The organism is Colwellia sp. C1TZA3 (assembly GCF_007954265.1).
GTDB lineage: Bacteria > Pseudomonadota > Gammaproteobacteria > Enterobacterales > Alteromonadaceae > Cognaticolwellia.
Window position 1 is genome coordinate 20,412 of sequence record NZ_VOLS01000005.1, and the last position, 20,241, is coordinate 40,652.

A 20,241-nucleotide genomic window follows, 5' to 3' on the forward strand; every position below is an offset into this window, starting at 1 on the left:
TTATGCGGCCATTGCACCTTTTAATTTTGCTAAGGCATTTTTCTCTAATTGTCGAACGCGTTCTGCTGATATTTCATATTTATTCGCTAACTCTTGTAAAGTTGTCTTTTCGTCATGTAACCAACGAGTACGAATAATATCTTGGCTACGCTCGTCAAGACCTACTAAAGCATTACTTAGCCTTTTATTAGCGTGCTGCTCCCAATTCGAGTCTTCTACTTCAGTAGCAAGATCGGATTGCTTATCTTCTAAATATTGCGCTGGAGAGTAAGTACTCGCGCTAGCACTGTCATCATCGTCAGTTGATAATTCGAACGCTTGGTCTTGATTACTCATCCGAGATTCCATTTCCAAAACATCTTTAGGGGTAACACCTAAGGCTTCAGCTACATTATGGACTTCGTCATGACTAAACCAGCCTAAACGCTTTTTATTTTTACGCAGATTAAAAAATAATTTTCGTTGTGCCTTAGTGGTGGCAACTTTAACGATGCGCCAATTTTTTAGGACAAATTCATGAATCTCAGCTTTAATCCAATGCACCGCGAATGATACTAGGCGAACACCCACTTCTGGATTGAAACGTTTAACCGCTTTCATTAGGCCAATGTTACCTTCCTGAATTAAATCAGCTTGTGGTAAGCCGTAGCCGGCGTAACCTTTAGCAACATGAATAACAAAACGCAGGTGCGACATAATTAATTCTTGCGCCGCTTTTAAATCATTTTCAGAATATAAACGAGTTGCTAATTCACGCTCCTTTTCAGCTGTTAGCATCGGAATGCTATATGCTGATTGCACGTATGCCTCAATGCTGCCACTTTTGGGCACAGTTAACGCCATTGATTGCATTGCTTCACTCATTTAATAACTCCTCTATCTAAACTAGTCGATAATAATAGCATATATACCCAAACCACCTCAAGACGCTCATTTCAGTGATAAATGAAAAACAAGGGTCGGTGTGTATAAAAGATCATCACAACTTTAATGAACTAACACTAGCTTAGAAGACAGAGTGAAACAATACTCTCTTTCAATTTTTTCATGGATAATTTGTTAAAATTTGTCACCAAGATTAAAATAATTATAAATTACAAGGTGATGGCAGAATAAAGTGAGCAACTGAAAACAGTAAAGATTAATCTGCAGTTGGCTCAATGGCGCGAATATGTTGCCGTACAGAAATGAAACTGCCTAATAAACCTAAGGCAATCGCCGTTAGTTGTAATATCACTAATTCATTAAATGACAAGCCTGACAAGACGAATTGGCTTTGATAAAGATCAGTTAACTGGCGTAAAGCACCAGAAATATAATTAGCTAAAATAGCGACGCAAATACTCGCCACAAAACCACCAAGTAATCCATACCAAATGCCCGCATATAAAAATGGCCGCTGAATAAAACTATCAGTTGCGCCAACTAGTTTCATCACAGCAATGGCATCTTTTTGGTTAAGTATTGCCAATCGAATGGTATTGCCAATAATCAATACTACAGATAAACACAATAATATGGCGATACCGATGACAACGTCTTCTATTAGAGCTGCCATAGCCTGTAATCGAGTGAGCCATTCCAAATCCAGTTTACCTTGATCAACAGCGCGTTCTTGCTCTAATTTAAGCAATAACTCACGCGCTGCTTGTGCTTGGCTAAAACGTTTAGTAGGCGTTACCAGTAATGTGGCCGGTAATGGGTTTTCATCTAAATATTCTAATGCTTGGCCAAAACCAGAACTGACTTTAAACTCAGTTAATGCCTGTTCAGCAGAAATATAAACAACATTGGCGACTTCCGGGTAAAGCTGAATACGTTGCACAAGATTTTGTGCGACTTTGTCGGAGGTTGATAACTGCAAAAACAAAGTAATTTCTGAGGCAGAATTCCACTGTTCAGTCACCGTTTGGCTATTTTTTACAAACAAATGTAAGGTGGCAGGCAAGGTTAAACTAATACCTAAAACAAGCACAGTCATTACCGACGTAAAGGGAGTGCGCCATAAGTCACCTAAGCTGCCTATGGCTTGCTGTAAATGCCGTAAAATCCTAGCAGTAATGCGCCCAGTCCAGTTTAAATGCTGACTATTGTGGCGAGTATCGTTAGCTGCCATTGCGTTCACTTATTGTTTGTAAACCATCAACAATACCGTCGGTGATCATATGACCTTGCTTTAAAGTCAGTGTACGATACCTCATACGAGCAATAAGTCCTAAATCATGCGTGGCAATTAAGACACTAACGCCCATATCATTAAACTCTTCAAATAATCGAATAATATCTAATGACAACTTAGGGTCTAAATTACCGGTAGGCTCATCGGCTAATAATATCGGTGGCTTGTTAACAATCGCCCGGGCAATGCCAACACGCTGCTGTTCTCCGCCCGAAAGCATATTTGGGAAACATTTTAATTTACTGGTTAAATGCACTTTATCAAGTGCCGCTTCAACACGCTTACGGGTTTCTTTTTGACTATAGCCTTCAATAATCAAAGGCAGAGCAACATTATCAAAGACAGTACGGTCTGATAACAAATTATGGCTCTGGAAAATCATGCCAATACCGCGGCGTACATAAGGGATTTGTGCATACTTAATGGTAGATAATTCAGTGCCATTAATTTCAATACTGCCAACCGTTGGCTTTTCCATCATACTCATGAGTTTAAGTAAGGTACTCTTACCCGCGCCAGAGTGACCCGTTAAAAACGCCATCTCGCCAGGGGCAATAGTAAAACTCACTTTTTTAAGTGCTAAAAATCCTCCTGGGTAGGTTTTACTAACGTTATTAAATCGGATCATATCAAGTCTTATTACTCTTGTGCTTCACGTGTAAACAATGCGTCAATAAAGTCGTTACCATTAAATGGTCGTAAGTCATCAATACCTTCACCAACACCTAGATAGCGAATGGGGATGGCATGCTTATCTGCCACAGCAAAAACAACACCACCTTTTGCAGTACCATCAAGTTTTGTCAGGGCTAATCCGGTTAAGCCGACAGCTTCGTTAAAAAGTTTAGTTTGGCTTAAGGCGTTTTGACCAGTACCGGCATCGAGGGTTAACATCACCTCATGAGGCGCATTAACATCGAGCTTTTTCATTACTCGCACCACTTTTTTCAGCTCTTCCATTAAGTGACTTTTATTCTGTAAGCGCCCAGCTGTGTCAGCTATTAACACATCAATGCCACGTGCTTTGGCGGCACTAATCGCATCAAAAATGACAGAGGCACTATCAGCACCGGTATGTTGAGCAATAACTGGAACATCATTTCGATCACCCCACACTTGTAATTGTTCAACGGCTGCAGCGCGGAAAGTGTCACCGGCTGCCAGCATAACCGACTTGCCTTCGGCCTGAAACTGCTTAGCTAATTTACCAATAGTGGTGGTTTTACCCACCCCATTAACGCCAACCATTAAAATAACATAAGGGCTGTTAGATGATGGGATCACTAAAGGCTGAGTAACCGGTTCAATAATTTTTTTCAACTCAGCTTTTAACAAATCATATAAAGCTTCAGCATTTTTTAATTGTTGACGCGATGCAGATTCTGTTAACGCCGTAATAATTTTTGTTGTGGTTTCAACACCCACATCTGCTAGTAGTAAATGGGTTTCAAGTTCTTCGAATAATTCATCGTCAATTTTTTTACCGCTAAATAGACTAAAAAGCCCACCACCCAAATTTTGCCGTGTTTTAGTTAAGCCCTGCTTTAAACGCGCAAAAAAACCAATTTTTGGCTCTGGCTCTGGCTCTGGCTCTGGCTCTGGCTCTGGCTCTGGCTCTGGCTCTGGCTCTGGCTCTGGCTCTGGCTCTGGCTCTGGCTCTGGCTCTGGCTCTGGCTCTGGCTCTGGCTCTGGCTCTGCAGGTAAGTCTTCAATAATGGCATTATCAATTGCAAGCTCTTTTGCCAGTGTTTGCTGATTATTTTCAGTCATTTTTTCTTCATGACTGATCGCATCAGTAATTAAATGCTCTTCAGAAGCCGCTACTTGCTCAGTCTCGTCAATAACATTCTCAACAACTGAGGCCGCGTCTTCTTGCTGTTTTTTACCCAGACCTAACCAGGCGAACATACCTTTTTTCTTTGACATAAATGTATTTACAATATTAATTTGATGTAGAGGTTTACTACTAAAAACATCTGTCTAAGGCATGTTCTAACTTGAACAATTCATTAGATTTATTGCTATTCGCAGGTAAACAAGGATAAAATTGTCGATATAGTATCACCTAACCTGCCGACAAAAAACAAAAGCTGTTTAAGTTATGAGCAAAGTCAAAAAACAATCAGAAAAAAGCGCCCCAAAAGGCCATATTCGTATTATTGCAGGCCAACATCGTGGTCGCAAATTACCCGTATTAATGGCCGATGGTTTGCGGCCAACTACCGATCGTGTCAAAGAAACGGTTTTTAATTGGTTGATGCCTTATATTCAAGACGCTAATTGCTTAGATTGCTTTGCCGGCTCTGGTGGGCTGGGTTTTGAAGCCATATCTCGCGGTGCTAATTCAGCAATTTTAGTCGAATTGAATAAATCAGCGGCCCAGCAATTAAATGATAACAAAGCTTTACTCAAAGCAAATAATATTCGAGTCATACAGCAAAATGCCTTAAACTTTTTGCACAGTAACCAACAAGCTTACTCGTTAGTGTTTATTGATCCACCTTTTAAAAAAGGCCTGGCGCAAAAAGCCGCTGAGTTATTAGTCGAAAAAGGCTTAACTGAAGATGCCTTGATCTATGTTGAAATGGAAGCTGACGATAACTTACAAGTTATGCCTAGCCATTGGTTGCTTTTAAAAGAAAAAGTGGCTGGTCAAGTCATCTATCGACTCTATCAAAATGGTTCAGAGTAAGACCAACGCATAAGCATTGGCCTTATTTACCCGGAGTTAAGTTTATTAAACTGTGCTAAAAAAACGCCATCAGCGTTTTCTTATTCGTCACTCATACTATTTACTGGCAGATTTAGGCCGTAGTTTTAGATCATGAAAATCAAAACTAAAATCTGTCGCCCAAGACACCGCCTTCATCGTGACATAATGAATACTGCCATCGGGGTTTAAATTAAAGTTTACGTAAGCATCGGCTTCTAAGGTTCGATCGTGCCAACGCACAATAAAAGTATTGTGCTGGTAATGCGCTAACGAGCCATGCAGTGCTGGGGTATTAGCAAACTGCATAACCAAATGGTTATTTTCTAAGCTAATGGCTATTTCACCATACCAATCATCAACATAACTTTGCGCATAACTTGCTAACGGTAAAGAAGGTGTTGAGCTTTTATCAACGGCTGCAGCTACTTCTGCTAAATGTGCTTTTTTGTCGGCATTATTTTTTTTCTGCAATCGAGCGTAATGTGCAAGCCAATCTTTTTTAGGTAGCTCAAGATATTCAGTCAATATTTGTTGAGATAAGGCATTAAAGGCAAAGCTGGATTGTTGATTGGTTAAAATCACCATGGCTAAGTTTTCTTCTGGTACCATCACTACTTTTGACACCATACCTAAAATGCCCCCCGTATGTCGTACCACCTTTACACCGTGATAATCTTTGACGAACCAGCCTAACGCGTAGGCATTAAAATGGGTTTTATCTTGCTCGCTCACTTGTGGTGAAACGGATAAAAGCGTGCGTGCTTGCCACATTTCACGACTTTGCAATTCACTAAAAAGTCGTAACGCTTTATCATCAGCAACACCATATTGTCCGCGATTAAGCTGAGTTTTAAGCCATAACGCCATGTCATTAGCGCTGGATGCAACTGAGCCTGCTGATGAAAATCTTTCTAAGAAATTTCCACCAACAACCTGCAAATCGCCATCTAATGGCACGTGGGCGCGGGCAACATTTTGATTACTTTTAGGAATTAAAGAAAATGTTGCCCGGGTATTCTCCATACCTAATGGAGCAAAAATACGCTTTTGAATAACCTCTTGCCAAGGCTTACCTGTGAGTTTTGCAATGATCTCACCAGCAATAACATACATTAGGTTGTTATAAGCAAATTCACTGCGAAAACTCGACACTTGAGGTAAATATTTTAAACCTTTAATAACATCTTGGTTGGTGAGGGTGGTTTCAGGCCAAATCATTAAATCGCCAGCACCTAAACCTAAGCCACTGTTATGCGACAATAAATCAATAATAGTGAATTCTCGCGTGATATAAGCATTGGGTAGTTGAAACGCTGGAATGATATCAATAACTTTAGTTTGCCAAGTTAATTTCCCTTCGTCGACTAAAGTTGCTAACAAAGCCACGGTCATAGCTTTAGTATTTGAGGCAATGCCAAATAAGGTGTCGGCAGTCACTTTTTCTTTACTGCCCTGCTTAAGCACCCCAAAGCCTTTACTTAGCACGACTTCGTTATCTTTAATAATAGCCACAGCAATGCCCGGCACTTGAAATATTGTTATGGCTTTATTGATTGACAGTTCAATACGCTCAACTTTATCAACATTATTAACCGCTTGTGCATTAACTGAATATAGGGTCGCACTGACTAATACACCAAGAGTAAAACTGCTATAACTGAGTTTCATTTAACTTCCTTTGTTGATCTATTTAATGTTGTGCTTATATTTTCCCCACTGCTATTATTTCAGCGTTTAAAATCAGGTCATTAAAGTGCGTGTTGCTTGCCTTTAAGATCGAGCGCTTCAGCCTGACTAAAGGTATGTTGTGGTTGAATATAATTTGCAAAACACACTAAATAGTTATTACTTAACTGTTGTTGAAAAAGTGACTTACTAATATAATTTTTTGGCATATATTGTGTGGTTAGCTCACTAAACTCAAACTCATTAAAGCTTAATAAATCAATTGACTTAGGCGCTAAGATAGTCAAAAAGTCGGGTATAAGGGCAAGCAAATTAATATTCGCCTGGATACTGACATAACTGCTATTCGCTTGTGGAGTAATATGAATAGTAAAGTAGTGCATGCCCTTAATTGCGTTAATGGAATAGCCAAAAGGTTTAAAAACAAAATCATCTAATATAAAGCCAGATAAAAGCCGATCAAGTTGTAAAAACTGTCTAATTTCTTCAGAAATTAAGCCCACTGTCGTTAGCTTTTTAGATGCTTGCTGACAAATTTGATAAGCGATTAATTCATAAGATTTATCTTCTGCGCTAACTTGAAAATTATTATCTTGGTGAAATATATAGTTATGATGACCGTCTAATTCACCAAAACGATAGGCCTTACCTTTGACATTTTGCCCCAATAGCGCGATATCATCGCCAAAGCTGCTCAACTGAGCATGGGCGAAATATTCATTTTTTCTTTGGTAGGTTATTTGCTGGATTTTATTTAAGCCAATATGGTCAATAAAATACTGTACTGAATGCACTAAGCGGGTATTGCCACAAGTGAGAATTAATAAACGATCGTGCCAAACAAATAAACTCGATTCTGACAGTAAAAATGCTTTACAGTCGTCATTTTCAATCATCGATAATATTTGCGCATTACAACATTGCACAAGTGCTAGCCAAAAGTCTTCAGCGAGGTCATCTAATAATGAAATTTGTTTTGCATCAATGATAATTTCAGCTTTTTTTTCTGAGCCTTCAAAAAACAATAAATAATCCCTCGTTAAAATTTATCTGATGGTGAGCAAGTAAAATAGTGCAAAACAGAATATAGGATCGCTCTAACAATGCAAATTATTCAGCGGCTTAATCGTTAATAACCGATACCGCTTTTGCACAAGGTAATTTAGTCATGCCCGATGTTGCCGATTGGCTTAAAACAGTACCTGGCGCCAATCTTAATAAGAATGGCAGTATTACCGGTATTACGCTGCCTAAAAATTAAAATACTAAAAATATGAAATAAAGCTTCAACAAAAATAACCCATGGGAAGGGTAACAAGGCTATTTGTAATGACATGACAAAATAAACCAAAACGACAGTTAATAGCTGGATCACAATGGCAACTGAGCGAAGTAAGAACAGTCGTTCAATAATAGTCATATTTTGATAATTAACAGCAAACATAACGGTCCATAGCATTATATGCCCGTGCAGTGCGCACGGGTTAGCGTTAAAGTTGGCTTTTAATCTAAAAATTTGACTATATAAGTCTAACCTATAAAGCATATTATGCTGTCAAACCAACGGGCTAATTCAAGGAGATAAACAACTAAAATATAGGGTTACTGAGCTTAACTTCAACTTAAATTTCGCTTAATTAACCACTAAAAGTTAAGTATTAATATCTATGCCTAAATTAGATAAGCCTTCTTCTAGCACCATAGCTTTTGCCTGCAAACAACTGGCTTTGTTTTCACTAGCCGTGGTTAAAAAGTCAAATAACTCATTTTGTGTCGCTATTTCCCACTGCATTAATGGGTGTTCAACAATTTGTTGCGCTGAGATCACTATCTCTTCTTCATCAGGGGTTATTTCATCAATTTGCTGAGCTAAGCTCAACTCAACGTAATAGCTCACACTATTTTCTGACAATTTACTAATATTGCTCAAGCTATCGCTTTCTAGGTCTTGCATGCCTTGAAATAACGACATTAATGCCATAGCACTATCTAAGGCTGGAAAAACACCTAAAAAGTCAAAGTCATCAGGATCAGGTACTTGCTCTTCAAGTTTAGCAATTTGAGCATCATAATTAATTTTGCAACGGTTAGCTTTATCTAACCATTGCCAAATAAGATCAAGTTGATTTCTCAAGACCTTAAAGTCACCAAATTCAGCATGTTCAGCAAACATTTGATAATTAGGTAACATGCGCTCAAGTAATGCAGCATTAAATGCCACCTGCTGCCATTGACTTAATTTGCTAAAAGGTAGGTTAATCGCCACGTAAAATCTCATTTTTAATGCTCAAAAGTTAGTGGTTAGTATATAAGGATCCCAACGAAATTAGCAGTTTATTTACTGAGTTTTGTTAACTGCTTCTGCGCATAATCAAAGCCTAAGCGACAATGAGTTAATTTATCTTCAAGGCGTTAACTTGTTATTTAAGTTTTGGCTTTCATTCAGTATTTTCATCACAAAGATACAAATTTGTGTCAGTCGAGAAAGATTCTTGACTGAAAAAGCTAAATTTCACTCGAAAAAAAAGGACCAAACGGTCCTTTTTTAGCTATAACTTATGACACCATTACTTCTCAGCAGCAGTTTCTGCTGCAGCAGTCACTGGTGAAAAGCGAATAGCATTTACTTTAGCGGTAGATTCACTCTGGTTACGCAATTGCGCTAGGCGATTAATTTGACCGATTGAACCTAACATGGCATAAATTGGCACAAATAAACCACGTTTATGAAAATCTAAAACTTTATCATCACTTAATTCTTGAACTTTTTTATCGTCAATATTATATAAGCCAACAAGTTTTTTACTTTCACCTGAGGCAAAAGTAATATTAAGTTCAAGTTCTAACAATAAGTCATTATCAAGTAATTCTTTAATGAATTTTTCGTTCATGACTTCGTTGTCGTATAAACGACCTAGCGAATCTTGTACACCTTGAAAAAACTCAGTGTCCTTGCCTTCAGCATCAAACAATTCATGTTCTTTGTCTTCGCCGACAAACTTACTGTCTAAATCAACACAAGCTGTTAATGTTTTTTCTTTTTCTGGGTCTAAACCTAGAGAAAATGGTGCCATTGAAATACTTTGTGGAACATAAACCGCATTCCAAGAATCTTCTTTATGATATAAGTTTTCACCAGCTTCTAAACCTAGCATTACTACACTACGGTAGCGCTCTGTACCTTGATCTTTAACCAATACAATAGGATAACTAGTTGCTGCTTGAGAGTACTCAGGAGCGGTGATCGGTGCAATATGTTGATTAGATACATTTGATAAATCACGCTTAGCGGCGATTTTGATATTCTGATGAGTTTCTTTTTTAATCGGGGTAATGTTAGCCATGAATAAGTTCTCTTTTTACTGCGTCTTTTAATCGTTGTCGTTTTTGACACTTTTTTGTAGTTGCTAATAGTTATGGAGACACCTAATAACGCTTTCAATGGTATAATTAAAATTATCTTCAGTTAGTTTTGTTTATACTCAAACCATCCAATGGAAATCATGAGTTAAATGCAATTAAAAACAGCAAGTTAACCTATGAAAATTACAAAGTACTTTTGCGCTGCGGCATTTATTATTAGTCCGGTCATTTGGGCTTTGCCAAAAATAACTGTCACCTTTGGCGAATCCTCTACTGGTTTTAGCCAAGTAAAAATTAAAAACGAAACCGAAGAGTCCTTAGCCTGCTTTGTTGCTATTGATGGCTATAAAGCTAAATTTTGGCTACGCATGAGATCGACTTCCCGTTGGGTAACCACGACAGACAAACGCTTTAACTACCGAGACTTTAGTACCTGGTGTGATTATCTAGAAGTTTATCCTCACTACAAAGCTTATCAAGCGTATTAAGCTTTACTATTTAAAACGCTAAATAATTTTTATTTAAAGAAGTTAACGCTAACACCGAGTGAATTTAAACGCTCAGTTAAGTCCATAACTAACCAGCATAATTATAAAAAATTATTTGCTACATAACCACTTAAATAATAACTGACTGACAAGCATGTAATCTAGTAATGTAAGCTTTAACCTGCCTTAAAACGATCTCACTAATTATCTGATCATTTCACCTGATTAAAACAAGCCACTACGGCGTTATTTATTTACTCATTATCGCTGCATGAATGCTGTTAAAAAAAAGTGGAAGACCTTCAACCAGCGAGTACAAAGGCTACCTTTAGCCAACCTAGCATCAGTTTTGAGTAATAATATTGCCAAAACCGTAAAGCAGGCGGAAATAAATTCTTAGCAAGCCATTGCCCGTTTAGATGTACGCCCCAACAAGGGCATCATCAAAATACCGACAAAGTCACACTGAGAAATTCAAATCGATGCGACAACAGGCGAGATTTTAAAAACCGCCTTTCGTCGGTCAAACATAATAGAACAATTACATGATGCAAGTTATTGGCAAGACAGTGCAAACTTATGGTTTACTTTACCCATTGCCGTTGCGCTGGTGCTCATTACTATCACCGGTATTATCTTGTTTTTCTCGCCTTATTATCGCCGTTATAACAACCGAAAACGCTTAAAAACATCAGCTAAACTAATATACTCTGCTTGGTTAAATAATCATTAATTCCCTTAAAAAATAGTGTTATCAATGCAAGTGCCATTCTGGCAATTTGGCACTGCTGCTAAGTAGTTATACCAATCCCATTAAGTTATTGCTCACTTGTACTAGTTAAAATAGCTCAAGGCTGTGTTGCTCTCACTCCCAATAGCCAGCTATTGCTCAATCGAGCGCCTTACCTTGAATTATTTTTCTTGCGCACAACAAGATCACAAACTTAATGGCACTGGTATTACTTTTATCTGCATGAGCTTTTTATGCCTTTGCTATTCTAACGCTAGACTTTTTTGCCCAGGTGACAAAAATTTAATAGCCTACTGAGCCAAAAAGCTGATATAAAAGCTGATATAAAAGCTGATATAAAGGTAATGATAAAGCGCCTGTGGATAATAGCTCTGACCACACTCGCCAGAACAATATTAAGGGTGAAAGCGCTTAATTGCGCCATACTCTCATGAAGATGAAATAGCGCTTAGCGTGATATTCTCTGTATCGCAACAAGCTAATAACCTAAAAAGGAACGGAAAATGACAGCTAAAACATACTACCCAAAGATAAAATCAATATTAACAGTATTGCTACTAAGTAGCGCGTTAGGTGCTTGTGCCACCATTGATGGTGCAGGTAAAGATCTCGAAAAAGCTGGTGAAGCCATTCAAGATGCCGTAAAAGGCTAAGACCATACTAAAGATAGGTATTTAGATCTTCGAGTATGCTCACTTGAAAATCCGCGTTTAGCCATCATATCAAATGTAGAAGCGTCACATTTCAACTGAAATTTTTGGCTGTTAAAGTAGGTCTATCTAGCTGAATAACAATAGATAATAAAAGATTTAGAATATTGGTGCTTTAAACAGCTTATACCAGTTCCATTAAGTTTGTGATCTTGTTGTGCGCAGGAAAAATAACTCAAGGTAAGGCGCTCGATTGAGCAATAGCTGGCTATTGGGATTGAGAGCAACACAGCCTTGAGCTATTTTAACTAGTACAAGTGAGCAATAACTTAATGGGATTGGTATACTTGCCATAGGACAAGATCACCATAGGTAATGATGTTCTATTGGCTTATAACCTAGATAAATCCCTGTTACTTCACTAAAGGAAAAAATATGAATAAAGATAAAACAACATCTAGTGGAAAATGTCCTGTGATGCACGGTGGTGCTACAGAAAGTTCGATGACAAACATGGGATGGTGGCCTAAGTCGCTAAATCTCGATATTCTTCATCAACATGATAATAAAACCAACCCTATGGGGGCTAATTTCAATTATCAGGAAACAGTTAAAAATCTTGACATAGCCGCACTCAACAAAGATATGCACGCACTAATGACTGACAGTCAAGACTGGTGGCCCGCAGATTGGGGACATTATGGTGGCTTAATGATCCGTATGACTTGGCATTCAGCCGGTACTTATCGTATCGCAGATGGCCGAGGCGGTGCAGCTACGGGTAATCAACGTTTTACTCCAATAAATTCTTGGCCCGACAACGCAAATTTAGATAAAGCACGACGTCTACTTTGGCCAATCAAAAAGAAATACGGTAACCAACTTAGCTGGGCAGATTTAATTGCTTACGCCGGCACTATTGCCTATGAATCTATGGGACTGAAAACCTTTGGTTTTGGCTTTGGCCGTGAAGACATTTGGCATCCAGAAAAAGATATCTACTGGGGTGCTGAAAAAGAGTGGCTCGCACCTAGTGGTAGCGAAAATAGCCGTTATTCTGGTGAGCGCGATTTAGAAAACCCGTTGGCTGCAGTCATGATGGGATTAATCTACGTTAACCCTGAAGGTGTCGACGGCAAGTCTGACCCATTAAAAACCGCTCATGATATGCGTGTTACCTTTGAACGTATGGCAATGAATGATGAAGAAACTGTTGCCCTAACCGCAGGTGGTCACACGGTGGGCAAATGTCACGGTAACGGCGATGCCTCAATACTTGGCAGAGAACCAGAAGCCGCTGATATTTCTGAGCAAGGCACAGGTTGGAACAACAAAACTAAACGTGGTATTGGTCGCGATACGGTAACCAGTGGTATTGAAGGCGCATGGACTACTCATCCTACCCAGTGGGATCATGGTTATTTTTCTATGCTACTCAACCATGATTGGGCGCTGAAAAAGAGTCCAGCCGGTGCTACGCAGTGGCAACCAGTGAACATTAAAGAAGAAGATAAACCGCTTGATGTCGAGGATGCTAGTATACGCCAAGATCCGATTATGACTGATGCAGATATGGCATTAAAAATGGATCCCGCCTATCTTAAAATTTCAGAACGTTTTGCCAAGGACACTGAATATTTCTCTGACGTTTTTGCCCGTGCATGGTTCAAACTGACCCATCGTGATATGGGCCCAAAAGTACGTTACATCGGTTCAGAAGTACCACAAGAAGATCTTATTTGGCAAGACCCAGTACCTGCAGGTATGACAGATTATAATACAGAAGCGGTGAAGGAAAAAATAGCGGCTAGTGATTTAAGTGTTAGCGAAATGGTTAACACTGCCTGGGATAGTGCTAGAACTTTCCGTGACTCTGATAAGCGCGGTGGTGCTAACGGTGCTCGCATTCGCCTTGCGCCACAAAATAACTGGCAAGGAAACGAGCCAACACGTCTAGCTAAAGTGCTAACCACACTGGAAGGTATTGCAAACGAAAGTGGCGTAAGTATTGCTGATGTTATTGTACTCGCTGGTAATCTTGGTATTGAGCAGTCAGCAAAAGCTGCAGGTGTTGATATTACAGTACCATTTGCCGCTGGACGTGGTGATGCAACTGACGAGATGACCGATGTGGAATCGTTTGATGTACTTGAACCTCTGCATGACGCTTATCGCAACTGGCTCAAAGCTGACTATAGTGTTAGTGCTGAAGAGTTAATGCTCGACCGCACACAGTTAATGGGTTTAGCTGCTCATGAAATGACTGTACTTATTGGTGGCATGCGTATGCTTGGCACTAATTTCGGTGGTACCAAGCATGGTGTATTTACCGAGCGTGAAGGTGTGCTGTCGAACGACTATTTTGTTAACTTAACGAATATGGACTATAAATGGCAGCCTGTTGGCGATAATTTATATGAAATTCGTGAACGTAAAACAGATAAGGTTAAATGGACAGCAACACGTGTTGACCTTATCTTTGGCTCGAATTCGATTCTTCGTGCTTATAGTGAAGTTTATGCACAGGACGATAACAAAGAAAAATTTGTCCACGACTTTGTTGCTGCATGGACCAAAGTGATGAATGCTGATCGTTTCGATTTAGCATAATTTTTATCTCATAGCTTTGCAAATGATATCCTCGTGCCTGAGTAATTAGGCGCGAGGATACTTATCACTGCTCTGTGACTTAATTCAATAAGTATCAGCCAAAAAAAAACCTACATAGGCCTTTTCAAATTTTTTCGGCAATAAAATACATTTTACCTCAGCTTTTAACTCATCATAATCAATCGGTTAATTAGCCTTTGTTGCTAGTTTTTTAGATAAGTTTTCCAGCACATCGGCAGCGCTGTAGCTTGACTCGTTGCTCATAACGCCTTTGCCCAAACGAATTTCTAAAATACTATGCACTTCTTTGCGGCTATTAGTATGAGTAGTACTAAAGGCAACACCGACTTCATTGCTTGGACGGCGGTAAGTTTCACAAGTTAATAGTCCACAACGACGCTCAACACGCTGCTGGTGCGATAAACCTATTGATGAGGCTGGCTCAACTTTTTCAGACTCAACAAAAGTTTCTTTACTGGTGATCACAAACCAATCATAGCCTTGCGCTTGAGTAAGCTCTGCTGATCTTAATAGGGCGTAATCAGCGGCATCTGCGACACTATTAGAGAGACTTTTAAACTGCACACGAAACCTGTCGTCAGTTATTTTTTGCTCGCTATAGCCGACAGAGCCTTTGTTTGCCGGGCGATATTCTGGCTTAGATGCGCAAGCCGTTACTAATAAAGTCATCAATATAAGTGTAATAAGTGTTTTCATTTTAACCTCGATTATTGTTGGTCAATTTGCCAGTTGTTGGTGATTGCTCGTTGTTCTTGAGCGCTGTCCATAGCAGGTCCATTGATCATCGCGTCTATAGCGCTATCAAGTTGCGCTTTGTTAGACGCAGCGCGGTAATTTTGTGTGCTTTCAGTTAGCTTTATTTTTTCACTGGCTTTTAGCTGCCATTGGCCATTTTCTTTACAGGCAATGTTAACACTCGCCGTTTGCTCGCTAACACGCTGAAACTGGCGACAGTAATCGCCGGCACGGTTAGTAAAACTTAAATTAGCTGTAATGTTACCCCCTTGGGTTGTTGACGATATTTCGCCGCTTCGCTGCTGATCTAATACTTGTGTTATCCCGACAGTAATCAAGGTTGACGTTTGCTGAGACTGCATTAAGCTTACCGTACCTACGCCAAATAACATGGCAACACCTGCGGCTAAGGCATAAGGCTTTTGTAGGATTTTATTGAGGTTTTTCCAAGCGGATAAACTCTCCACATTCTCTGTTTTTTCAACCCTTTTATCCTGCGCTATTTTTTTATCAATGCTTTGCGCTAACGGCAATAAATTATCAGCCATCGGTGTGTTATCAATCACGGCAGCATTTTTTGCCACCCAATGATCCGCTTGTGCTAAATCCGCTAAACGCATCACTAAATTGTCATCGCTTTCTAAAGCACAGCGTACCTCTTCCATTACCGCTTCGCTAAGTTCAGCATCTATAAAAGCACTTAGCATTTCATCGCTTATTTTCATGCGTCTGCTCCTAATCTTTTAGGCTTCATCATATCCAGTAAAGCGGTTCGCGCTCTTGATAACCGACTCATCACAGTACCAACAGGGATTTCCATTGACGACGCCACCTCTTTGTATGACATACCCTGTACCGCCACTAAAGACAAAATAGCGCGTTGTTCGTCGGGTAAAGTATGCATCGCGACATTAACCTGTGCTAGCATTTCTTTGCTGTCGAATGCTTGCTGTTCATTAACGCTTTGTGGTTCTTGTAGTTCTTGTAGTTCAGGCTTAAGCACTGCATTTTGTCTGACTTTACGCGCACGATATTCGTCAATCCAAACATTGCGACAAACCTTAAAGGCCCATTTATTCACGTCGACTTCATCAGGCACGCCTTTTTTCAGTATTTTTTCTAGCGTGATTTGCACTAAATCATCTACATCAGCGGCATTACCGGTTAATGAGTAGGCAAAGCGTCTTAGCATTGGTAGTATATTTTCAATGGTATTATTCATGTTTTTTACTCCTCTGTACTAAGAAGACGTATGTAAAAAAATTTTATTCCATAACAGGAAATTTATTTTCACTTGAAACGTTTTATTGACTACACGCTTATTTTTGAGGCTCAAGATTAACATGAAAACCTTAGCTTTTACCGCCATATTTATTGCTGTTTTTAGTACATTTTCATCTGCCCAACAATTACCCACAGGGGCTGTGTTAGGACAAATTAATACCATAGAGCGCACTGTTGGCAATATTACTCGACAACTAGATAGGCCAACGTTAGCACCCTTTGAATTAAGTAATTTGCCTAACATTGATAACATTAGCACTGAGCCACTTGACGCTTTGCCTGCCACTTTAGCGATAACGACCACCGCAGGTAACAACCTTTGGCTTGATGTTGAAGTAGAAAGTGGTTTTCGAGCAATTCAGCGACAATGGCTACTATTAGCTGACGATAGCAGTAAAAAACACTTACTTGAGCACGGCGCGCTTATTATTACCGAGTCGCGTTATGCTGATTTGGGTATGACTCTGCTACGCTTTAATGTGCCAAAAGCTTTAGACTCAAAACAAGCGTTAAGCGATATACTCTCAACGCAAGCCACGCTAAGTTTAGCTAGAAATCATATTTATCAAGCACAAAGTCAAACAAGTCAGCGGTTAGATGAAAATTTAATCTATAACAACATCACCAATGAAAAAATAACACCACTAAACCGCGTTAATTCTGCTTGTGAATTAGCAGTAAAAGTTGGCCTAGTTGATAGCGCGATTGATACCAAACATAGCGCCTTTAAACACGCCGATATTACCGAAAAATCTTTTTTACCTGATGATTTAGCTGCCTCGTTGCAACACGGTACCGTGATCGCCAGTTTATTGGTGGGCCAATCCACACAACTGGTGCCACTGTTACCGCAGGGTAAAATATATTCCGCACAAGTATTTTATCAGCAATCAGACTATGCTCAAGGCGCTACGCTGTCGGCCATCATCGCTGGGATAAATTGGCTGTTAGAACAAAACGTGCAAGTGATTAATATGAGTTTAGCGGGGCCAGACAATCAAATTTTGCATAGCGTACTAAGCGCCGCTAGCGCAAAAGGTGCAATTGTTATCGCTGCTGCGGGTAATGAAGGCCCAGCAGCTCCGCCTATGTATCCTGCGGCTTATCAAGATGTTATCGCGGTCAGTGCGATAGACAAAGATCAACAGCCGTATCGTTGGTCAAATAGAGGTGATTATGTCGATTACTCAGCGTTAGGGGTGAATGTGCTAACCGCGCAGAGTGGCCAACGTGTGGGCCGGGAATCAGGGACATCGATTGCTGCCCCATATGTTACAGCAACCTTAGCCTGTTTAGCGCTAAACTCTGGTGAAAATAAGCAGGATTTATTAGATAAGCTAAATGATTTAGCTGTAGATTTGGGCCCTAAAGGTAAAGACCCTATTTATGGCGTGGGCGCGGTCTTTAGACCTTAAAATTGCGCTTTAATAGACAATGAAGAAAGGGTTTGGCTGTAGGTTTGGCTATCAAGTTGTGAACGGTAATCGCCATATTCAAGATTACTGACCAGCGCCAGATATTTATTGAAGTCTAACTGCCATTGCGCGTGAAAAATGTTTCTATGTTCATCTGCTTTCGACTCAAGCTGACTTGGCATATCCTCATTACCATAGGCTTGATAATCTTTTGATTGAAAGCGCCAGCCTATAGCGGCTTTTTGCGCTAAACCAAATAATTCAAACTTTTGCGAAAGCTTAGTGCTTACCCCATAACCATTATAATTAAACTGCTGGTCTGTCGCTGTTTCCTTATCAGCACTGACGCCGAGCATAAACATAGTGTCACCGTCGTTAATAAAGTGGAACAGCTCAGCACTCGCGCCAAAAGCGTCGGCGTTACGGCTGGTGATCACAGCAAATTTTTTACTTTTAATTTTTGCACTGGTACGTAAAAATGTTTGTGGTTGAAGAAAAGTGCCTAGATAAATACTGGCTTGGTGAAAGGTTAAAAAGCTATCGCCTGCTAATTTAGCCTTAGCGCCATCATAACGTAGACCTAGATCTTTTTTACGCCATTGATAACTAGCATCAAGACTCACTTGATGTAAGGCCAAATCAAAGGCGTCAAACTCATGATAATTTTTTTCATTATAGCGATATGAAGCACTTATTTTCGCTTTATCATTAATTTTTAACAAACCGGTAACTGCTGCTGTTTTTTGCAGGCCACTGTCACTTTGTGCAGAAACCTCATCAAGCTCATCAACACTGAGTGCCGAGTTGTTAATTAAACCCAAAGCAACTTCACCATTAACCGTAACAGGCACTGACGTTGCCGCCATTAAATGCATACTTAAAACACAGCCTAAACCACTTAATATATATTTCATCTTAACTACCTCAAATAAAAAAAGTGCCAGGGCTACTGGCACATTTAACATGTGAAAAATTACAAAGCTAAATCGCTTGTTAAGGTATTAACCACTTCAGCAGCGGTTGCAGCCGCCAACTCAGTATTAATTTGCTCAGTAACCGCACTAGTAATTTGACCATTTACGTTTTCACTAATGGCACTTTGTGCACTTGCGGTGATCGCTTCTGCCACATTAGCGTTAACTGTTTGCTCAAGTGCTTGCGACGTTTTTGCTGCAGCATCTAATGCGATGATGTTTTCGACGTTACCCATTTCTTGTAAGGAAAGTTGCTGCGTTACTTGTAAAGTGTTAACAAATGACGTTGCACTATCAAGCGTAGGATTCAAAGCAACATTTTCAGGTGCTGGCACTTCTTCACCTGGCATTGCTTCACCTGGCATAGCGTCTTTAGCCCCTGCTTCAGGTACAGCACTTTCTGGCTTTGCGGGTAATTCTGCACTGGTGACTTGGGTAAGTGACTGACTCAAGCTTGCCGCTGTATCTAATGCGGTGATATTTTCAACATTACCTACTTCTTGCAAAGAAAATTGCTGCGTTACTTGTGAAGTGTTAGTAAATGAGGTTGCGCTTTCAAGTGTAGGGTTCAAAGCAACATTTTCAGATGCTAGCACTTCTTCAGTTGGCATTGCTTCACCCGGCATAGCTTCTTCAGGCACTGTTTCAGAGTTTTCAGCGGTATTGCTTTCAGCTAACGCTGGAGACTCTGCGCTTGTCACTTGGCTAAGTGACTGAGCCAAGCTTATTGCTGTACCTGAAGTAACATTGATGTTTTTTCCGGCGTCATTTGATAAGTTAGTAATTAACTGACTATTGTTATCAAAAGCTTGCGCTGTGCCAACATCTGCTACGTTACTTGACGGCTGCGCTGCTGGTTCGCTTGGTAAAGGCTCTGCTGCGTTATCTTCTTCGCTATTCGCCTTAACTTGGGTATCGCTCTGAGCTGAAGCGTCTGATTGTGTCGACATTTGTGCCGAATTATCAGATGAGTCAACTTGCTGAGATGACTTAGTTTGTTGGTTTATGTTAGTGCTTTGGCTAATTTCAAGATCAGCAGCTTGCACGATACTTACCCAACAACTCATGCCACTTAATACCAATACTTGTGCAATTTTATTTAACTTAGTCATGTTTACTTCCTCTAATGTCTGTTTATATTTATGTTAATGACACTGAGATAACGGGTGACTTGAGATATTTATTCCAAAATATTTAACAATAGTTTAATTAATTATTTTTCACGATGGTAAGTACTAAGGAAAGCATTCTAAATTGAACAAAGCTTTTACAGCTTTGTTCATTAAAGGGCTAAGGATTTAATCAAACAAACAGCCGTTATCTACCGTATTTTTTTATTGCTAAAAAACAGGCGATTTTCACTCTTTCGTAT

Annotated in this window: 20 protein-coding genes; 6 read left to right on the top strand and 14 right to left on the bottom strand. The window is 39.7% G+C overall.

All coding sequences use genetic code 11. The features are described from left to right. From rpoH to ftsY, 4 genes are all read right to left on the bottom strand, one after another. A complete protein-coding gene (rpoH, locus tag ESZ39_RS02510; RefSeq protein ID WP_146878219.1) occupies positions 1 to 864 on the bottom strand; it encodes an RNA polymerase sigma factor RpoH in 864 nt (287 codons plus the stop codon). Between the two features lie 277 nt (positions 865 to 1,141). Then, positions 1,142 to 2,116, bottom strand: coding sequence for a permease-like cell division protein FtsX (gene ftsX / locus ESZ39_RS02515; RefSeq protein ID WP_146878220.1), 975 nt, complete (start codon positions 2,114 to 2,116; stop codon positions 1,142 to 1,144). Next, positions 2,106 to 2,807 carry a cell division ATP-binding protein FtsE gene (ftsE, locus tag ESZ39_RS02520; RefSeq protein WP_146878221.1) on the bottom strand — a complete coding sequence of 234 codons (702 nt, stop codon included), beginning with the start codon at positions 2,805 to 2,807 and terminating at the stop codon, positions 2,106 to 2,108. The genes ftsX and ftsE overlap by 11 nt, the downstream gene beginning before the upstream one ends. Positions 2,808 to 2,818: 11 nt before the next feature. Continuing rightward, positions 2,819 to 4,105, bottom strand: coding sequence for a signal recognition particle-docking protein FtsY (ftsY, locus tag ESZ39_RS02525; RefSeq protein WP_146878222.1), 1,287 nt, complete (start codon positions 4,103 to 4,105; stop codon positions 2,819 to 2,821). A 175-nt stretch (positions 4,106 to 4,280) separates the two neighbouring features. Here ftsY and rsmD point away from each other — a divergent pair, with 175 nt between their 5' ends. Then, on the top strand, positions 4,281 to 4,871 hold the full coding sequence (gene rsmD, locus ESZ39_RS02530) for a 16S rRNA (guanine(966)-N(2))-methyltransferase RsmD (protein WP_146878223.1): 591 nt from the start codon (positions 4,281 to 4,283) through the stop codon (positions 4,869 to 4,871). A gap of 96 nt (positions 4,872 to 4,967) precedes the next feature. Here the strand turns inward: rsmD and ESZ39_RS02535 are convergent, their stop codons facing one another. The 5 genes from ESZ39_RS02535 to ESZ39_RS02555 form a co-directional block, all read right to left on the bottom strand. Beyond that, positions 4,968 to 6,560, bottom strand: coding sequence for a serine hydrolase (locus ESZ39_RS02535; RefSeq protein WP_146878224.1), 1,593 nt, complete (start codon positions 6,558 to 6,560; stop codon positions 4,968 to 4,970). An 80-nt stretch (positions 6,561 to 6,640) separates the two neighbouring features. After that, on the bottom strand, positions 6,641 to 7,603 hold the full coding sequence (locus ESZ39_RS02540) for an adenosylmethionine decarboxylase (RefSeq protein ID WP_191321686.1): 963 nt from the start codon (positions 7,601 to 7,603) through the stop codon (positions 6,641 to 6,643). A gap of 137 nt (positions 7,604 to 7,740) precedes the next feature. Further along, positions 7,741 to 8,037: a hypothetical protein gene (locus ESZ39_RS02545; RefSeq protein ID WP_146878226.1), complete on the bottom strand. Its 297-nt coding sequence runs from the start codon at positions 8,035 to 8,037 to the stop codon at positions 7,741 to 7,743. Between the two features lie 192 nt (positions 8,038 to 8,229). Then, a complete protein-coding gene (locus ESZ39_RS02550) occupies positions 8,230 to 8,856 on the bottom strand; it encodes a YjaG family protein (protein ID WP_223270206.1) in 627 nt (208 codons plus the stop codon). A 289-nt stretch (positions 8,857 to 9,145) separates the two neighbouring features. After that, a complete protein-coding gene (locus ESZ39_RS02555) occupies positions 9,146 to 9,922 on the bottom strand; it encodes a SapC family protein (RefSeq protein WP_146878227.1) in 777 nt (258 codons plus the stop codon). 195 nt (positions 9,923 to 10,117) lie between these two features. Between ESZ39_RS02555 and ESZ39_RS02560 the strand changes: the two genes are divergently transcribed. The 4 genes from ESZ39_RS02560 to katG all read left to right on the top strand — a co-directional run bounded on the left by ESZ39_RS02560 (position 10,118) and on the right by katG (position 14,440). Further along, the gene (locus ESZ39_RS02560) at positions 10,118 to 10,429 is read left to right on the top strand and encodes a hypothetical protein (RefSeq protein WP_146878228.1); all 312 of its coding nucleotides are present in this window, start codon (positions 10,118 to 10,120) and stop codon (positions 10,427 to 10,429) included. A gap of 545 nt (positions 10,430 to 10,974) precedes the next feature. Further along, positions 10,975 to 11,115 carry a hypothetical protein gene (locus tag ESZ39_RS17685; RefSeq protein WP_191321687.1) on the top strand — a complete coding sequence of 47 codons (141 nt, stop codon included), beginning with the start codon at positions 10,975 to 10,977 and terminating at the stop codon, positions 11,113 to 11,115. Positions 11,116 to 11,683: 568 nt separating this feature from the next. Beyond that, the gene (locus ESZ39_RS02565; RefSeq protein WP_146878229.1) at positions 11,684 to 11,833 is read left to right on the top strand and encodes an entericidin A/B family lipoprotein; all 150 of its coding nucleotides are present in this window, start codon (positions 11,684 to 11,686) and stop codon (positions 11,831 to 11,833) included. A gap of 432 nt (positions 11,834 to 12,265) precedes the next feature. Continuing rightward, the gene (gene katG, locus ESZ39_RS02570; protein WP_146878230.1) at positions 12,266 to 14,440 is read left to right on the top strand and encodes a catalase/peroxidase HPI; all 2,175 of its coding nucleotides are present in this window, start codon (positions 12,266 to 12,268) and stop codon (positions 14,438 to 14,440) included. Positions 14,441 to 14,626: 186 nt separating this feature from the next. Here katG and ESZ39_RS02575 read toward each other — a convergent pair whose 3' ends face one another. Genes ESZ39_RS02575 through ESZ39_RS02585 form a run of 3 tightly spaced genes read right to left on the bottom strand, consistent with a single transcriptional unit; the run spans position 14,627 to position 16,418 of the window. Continuing rightward, the gene (locus ESZ39_RS02575; protein WP_146878231.1) at positions 14,627 to 15,157 is read right to left on the bottom strand and encodes a CC0125/CC1285 family lipoprotein; all 531 of its coding nucleotides are present in this window, start codon (positions 15,155 to 15,157) and stop codon (positions 14,627 to 14,629) included. Between the two features lie 11 nt (positions 15,158 to 15,168). Continuing rightward, complete coding sequence (locus ESZ39_RS02580) at positions 15,169 to 15,921, bottom strand: hypothetical protein (RefSeq protein ID WP_146878232.1); 753 nt, start codon at positions 15,919 to 15,921, stop codon at positions 15,169 to 15,171. Further along, on the bottom strand, positions 15,918 to 16,418 hold the full coding sequence (locus ESZ39_RS02585; RefSeq protein ID WP_146878233.1) for an RNA polymerase sigma factor: 501 nt from the start codon (positions 16,416 to 16,418) through the stop codon (positions 15,918 to 15,920). Before ESZ39_RS02585 ends, ESZ39_RS02580 begins: the two co-directional genes overlap by 4 nt. Positions 16,419 to 16,539: 121 nt before the next feature. Between ESZ39_RS02585 and ESZ39_RS02590 the strand changes: the two genes are divergently transcribed. Continuing rightward, positions 16,540 to 17,895: a S8 family serine peptidase gene (locus tag ESZ39_RS02590; RefSeq protein WP_146878234.1), complete on the top strand. Its 1,356-nt coding sequence runs from the start codon at positions 16,540 to 16,542 to the stop codon at positions 17,893 to 17,895. On the opposite strand, the gene ESZ39_RS02595 is transcribed toward ESZ39_RS02590, so the two are convergent. Further along, positions 17,892 to 18,809: a surface lipoprotein assembly modifier gene (locus ESZ39_RS02595; protein ID WP_191321688.1), complete on the bottom strand. Its 918-nt coding sequence runs from the start codon at positions 18,807 to 18,809 to the stop codon at positions 17,892 to 17,894. The two genes, ESZ39_RS02590 and ESZ39_RS02595, sit on opposite strands and share 4 nt — an antisense overlap. 59 nt (positions 18,810 to 18,868) lie before the next feature. Continuing rightward, positions 18,869 to 19,981: a hypothetical protein gene (locus ESZ39_RS02600; protein ID WP_146878236.1), complete on the bottom strand. Its 1,113-nt coding sequence runs from the start codon at positions 19,979 to 19,981 to the stop codon at positions 18,869 to 18,871. Positions 19,982 to 20,241: the final 260 nt, after the last annotated feature.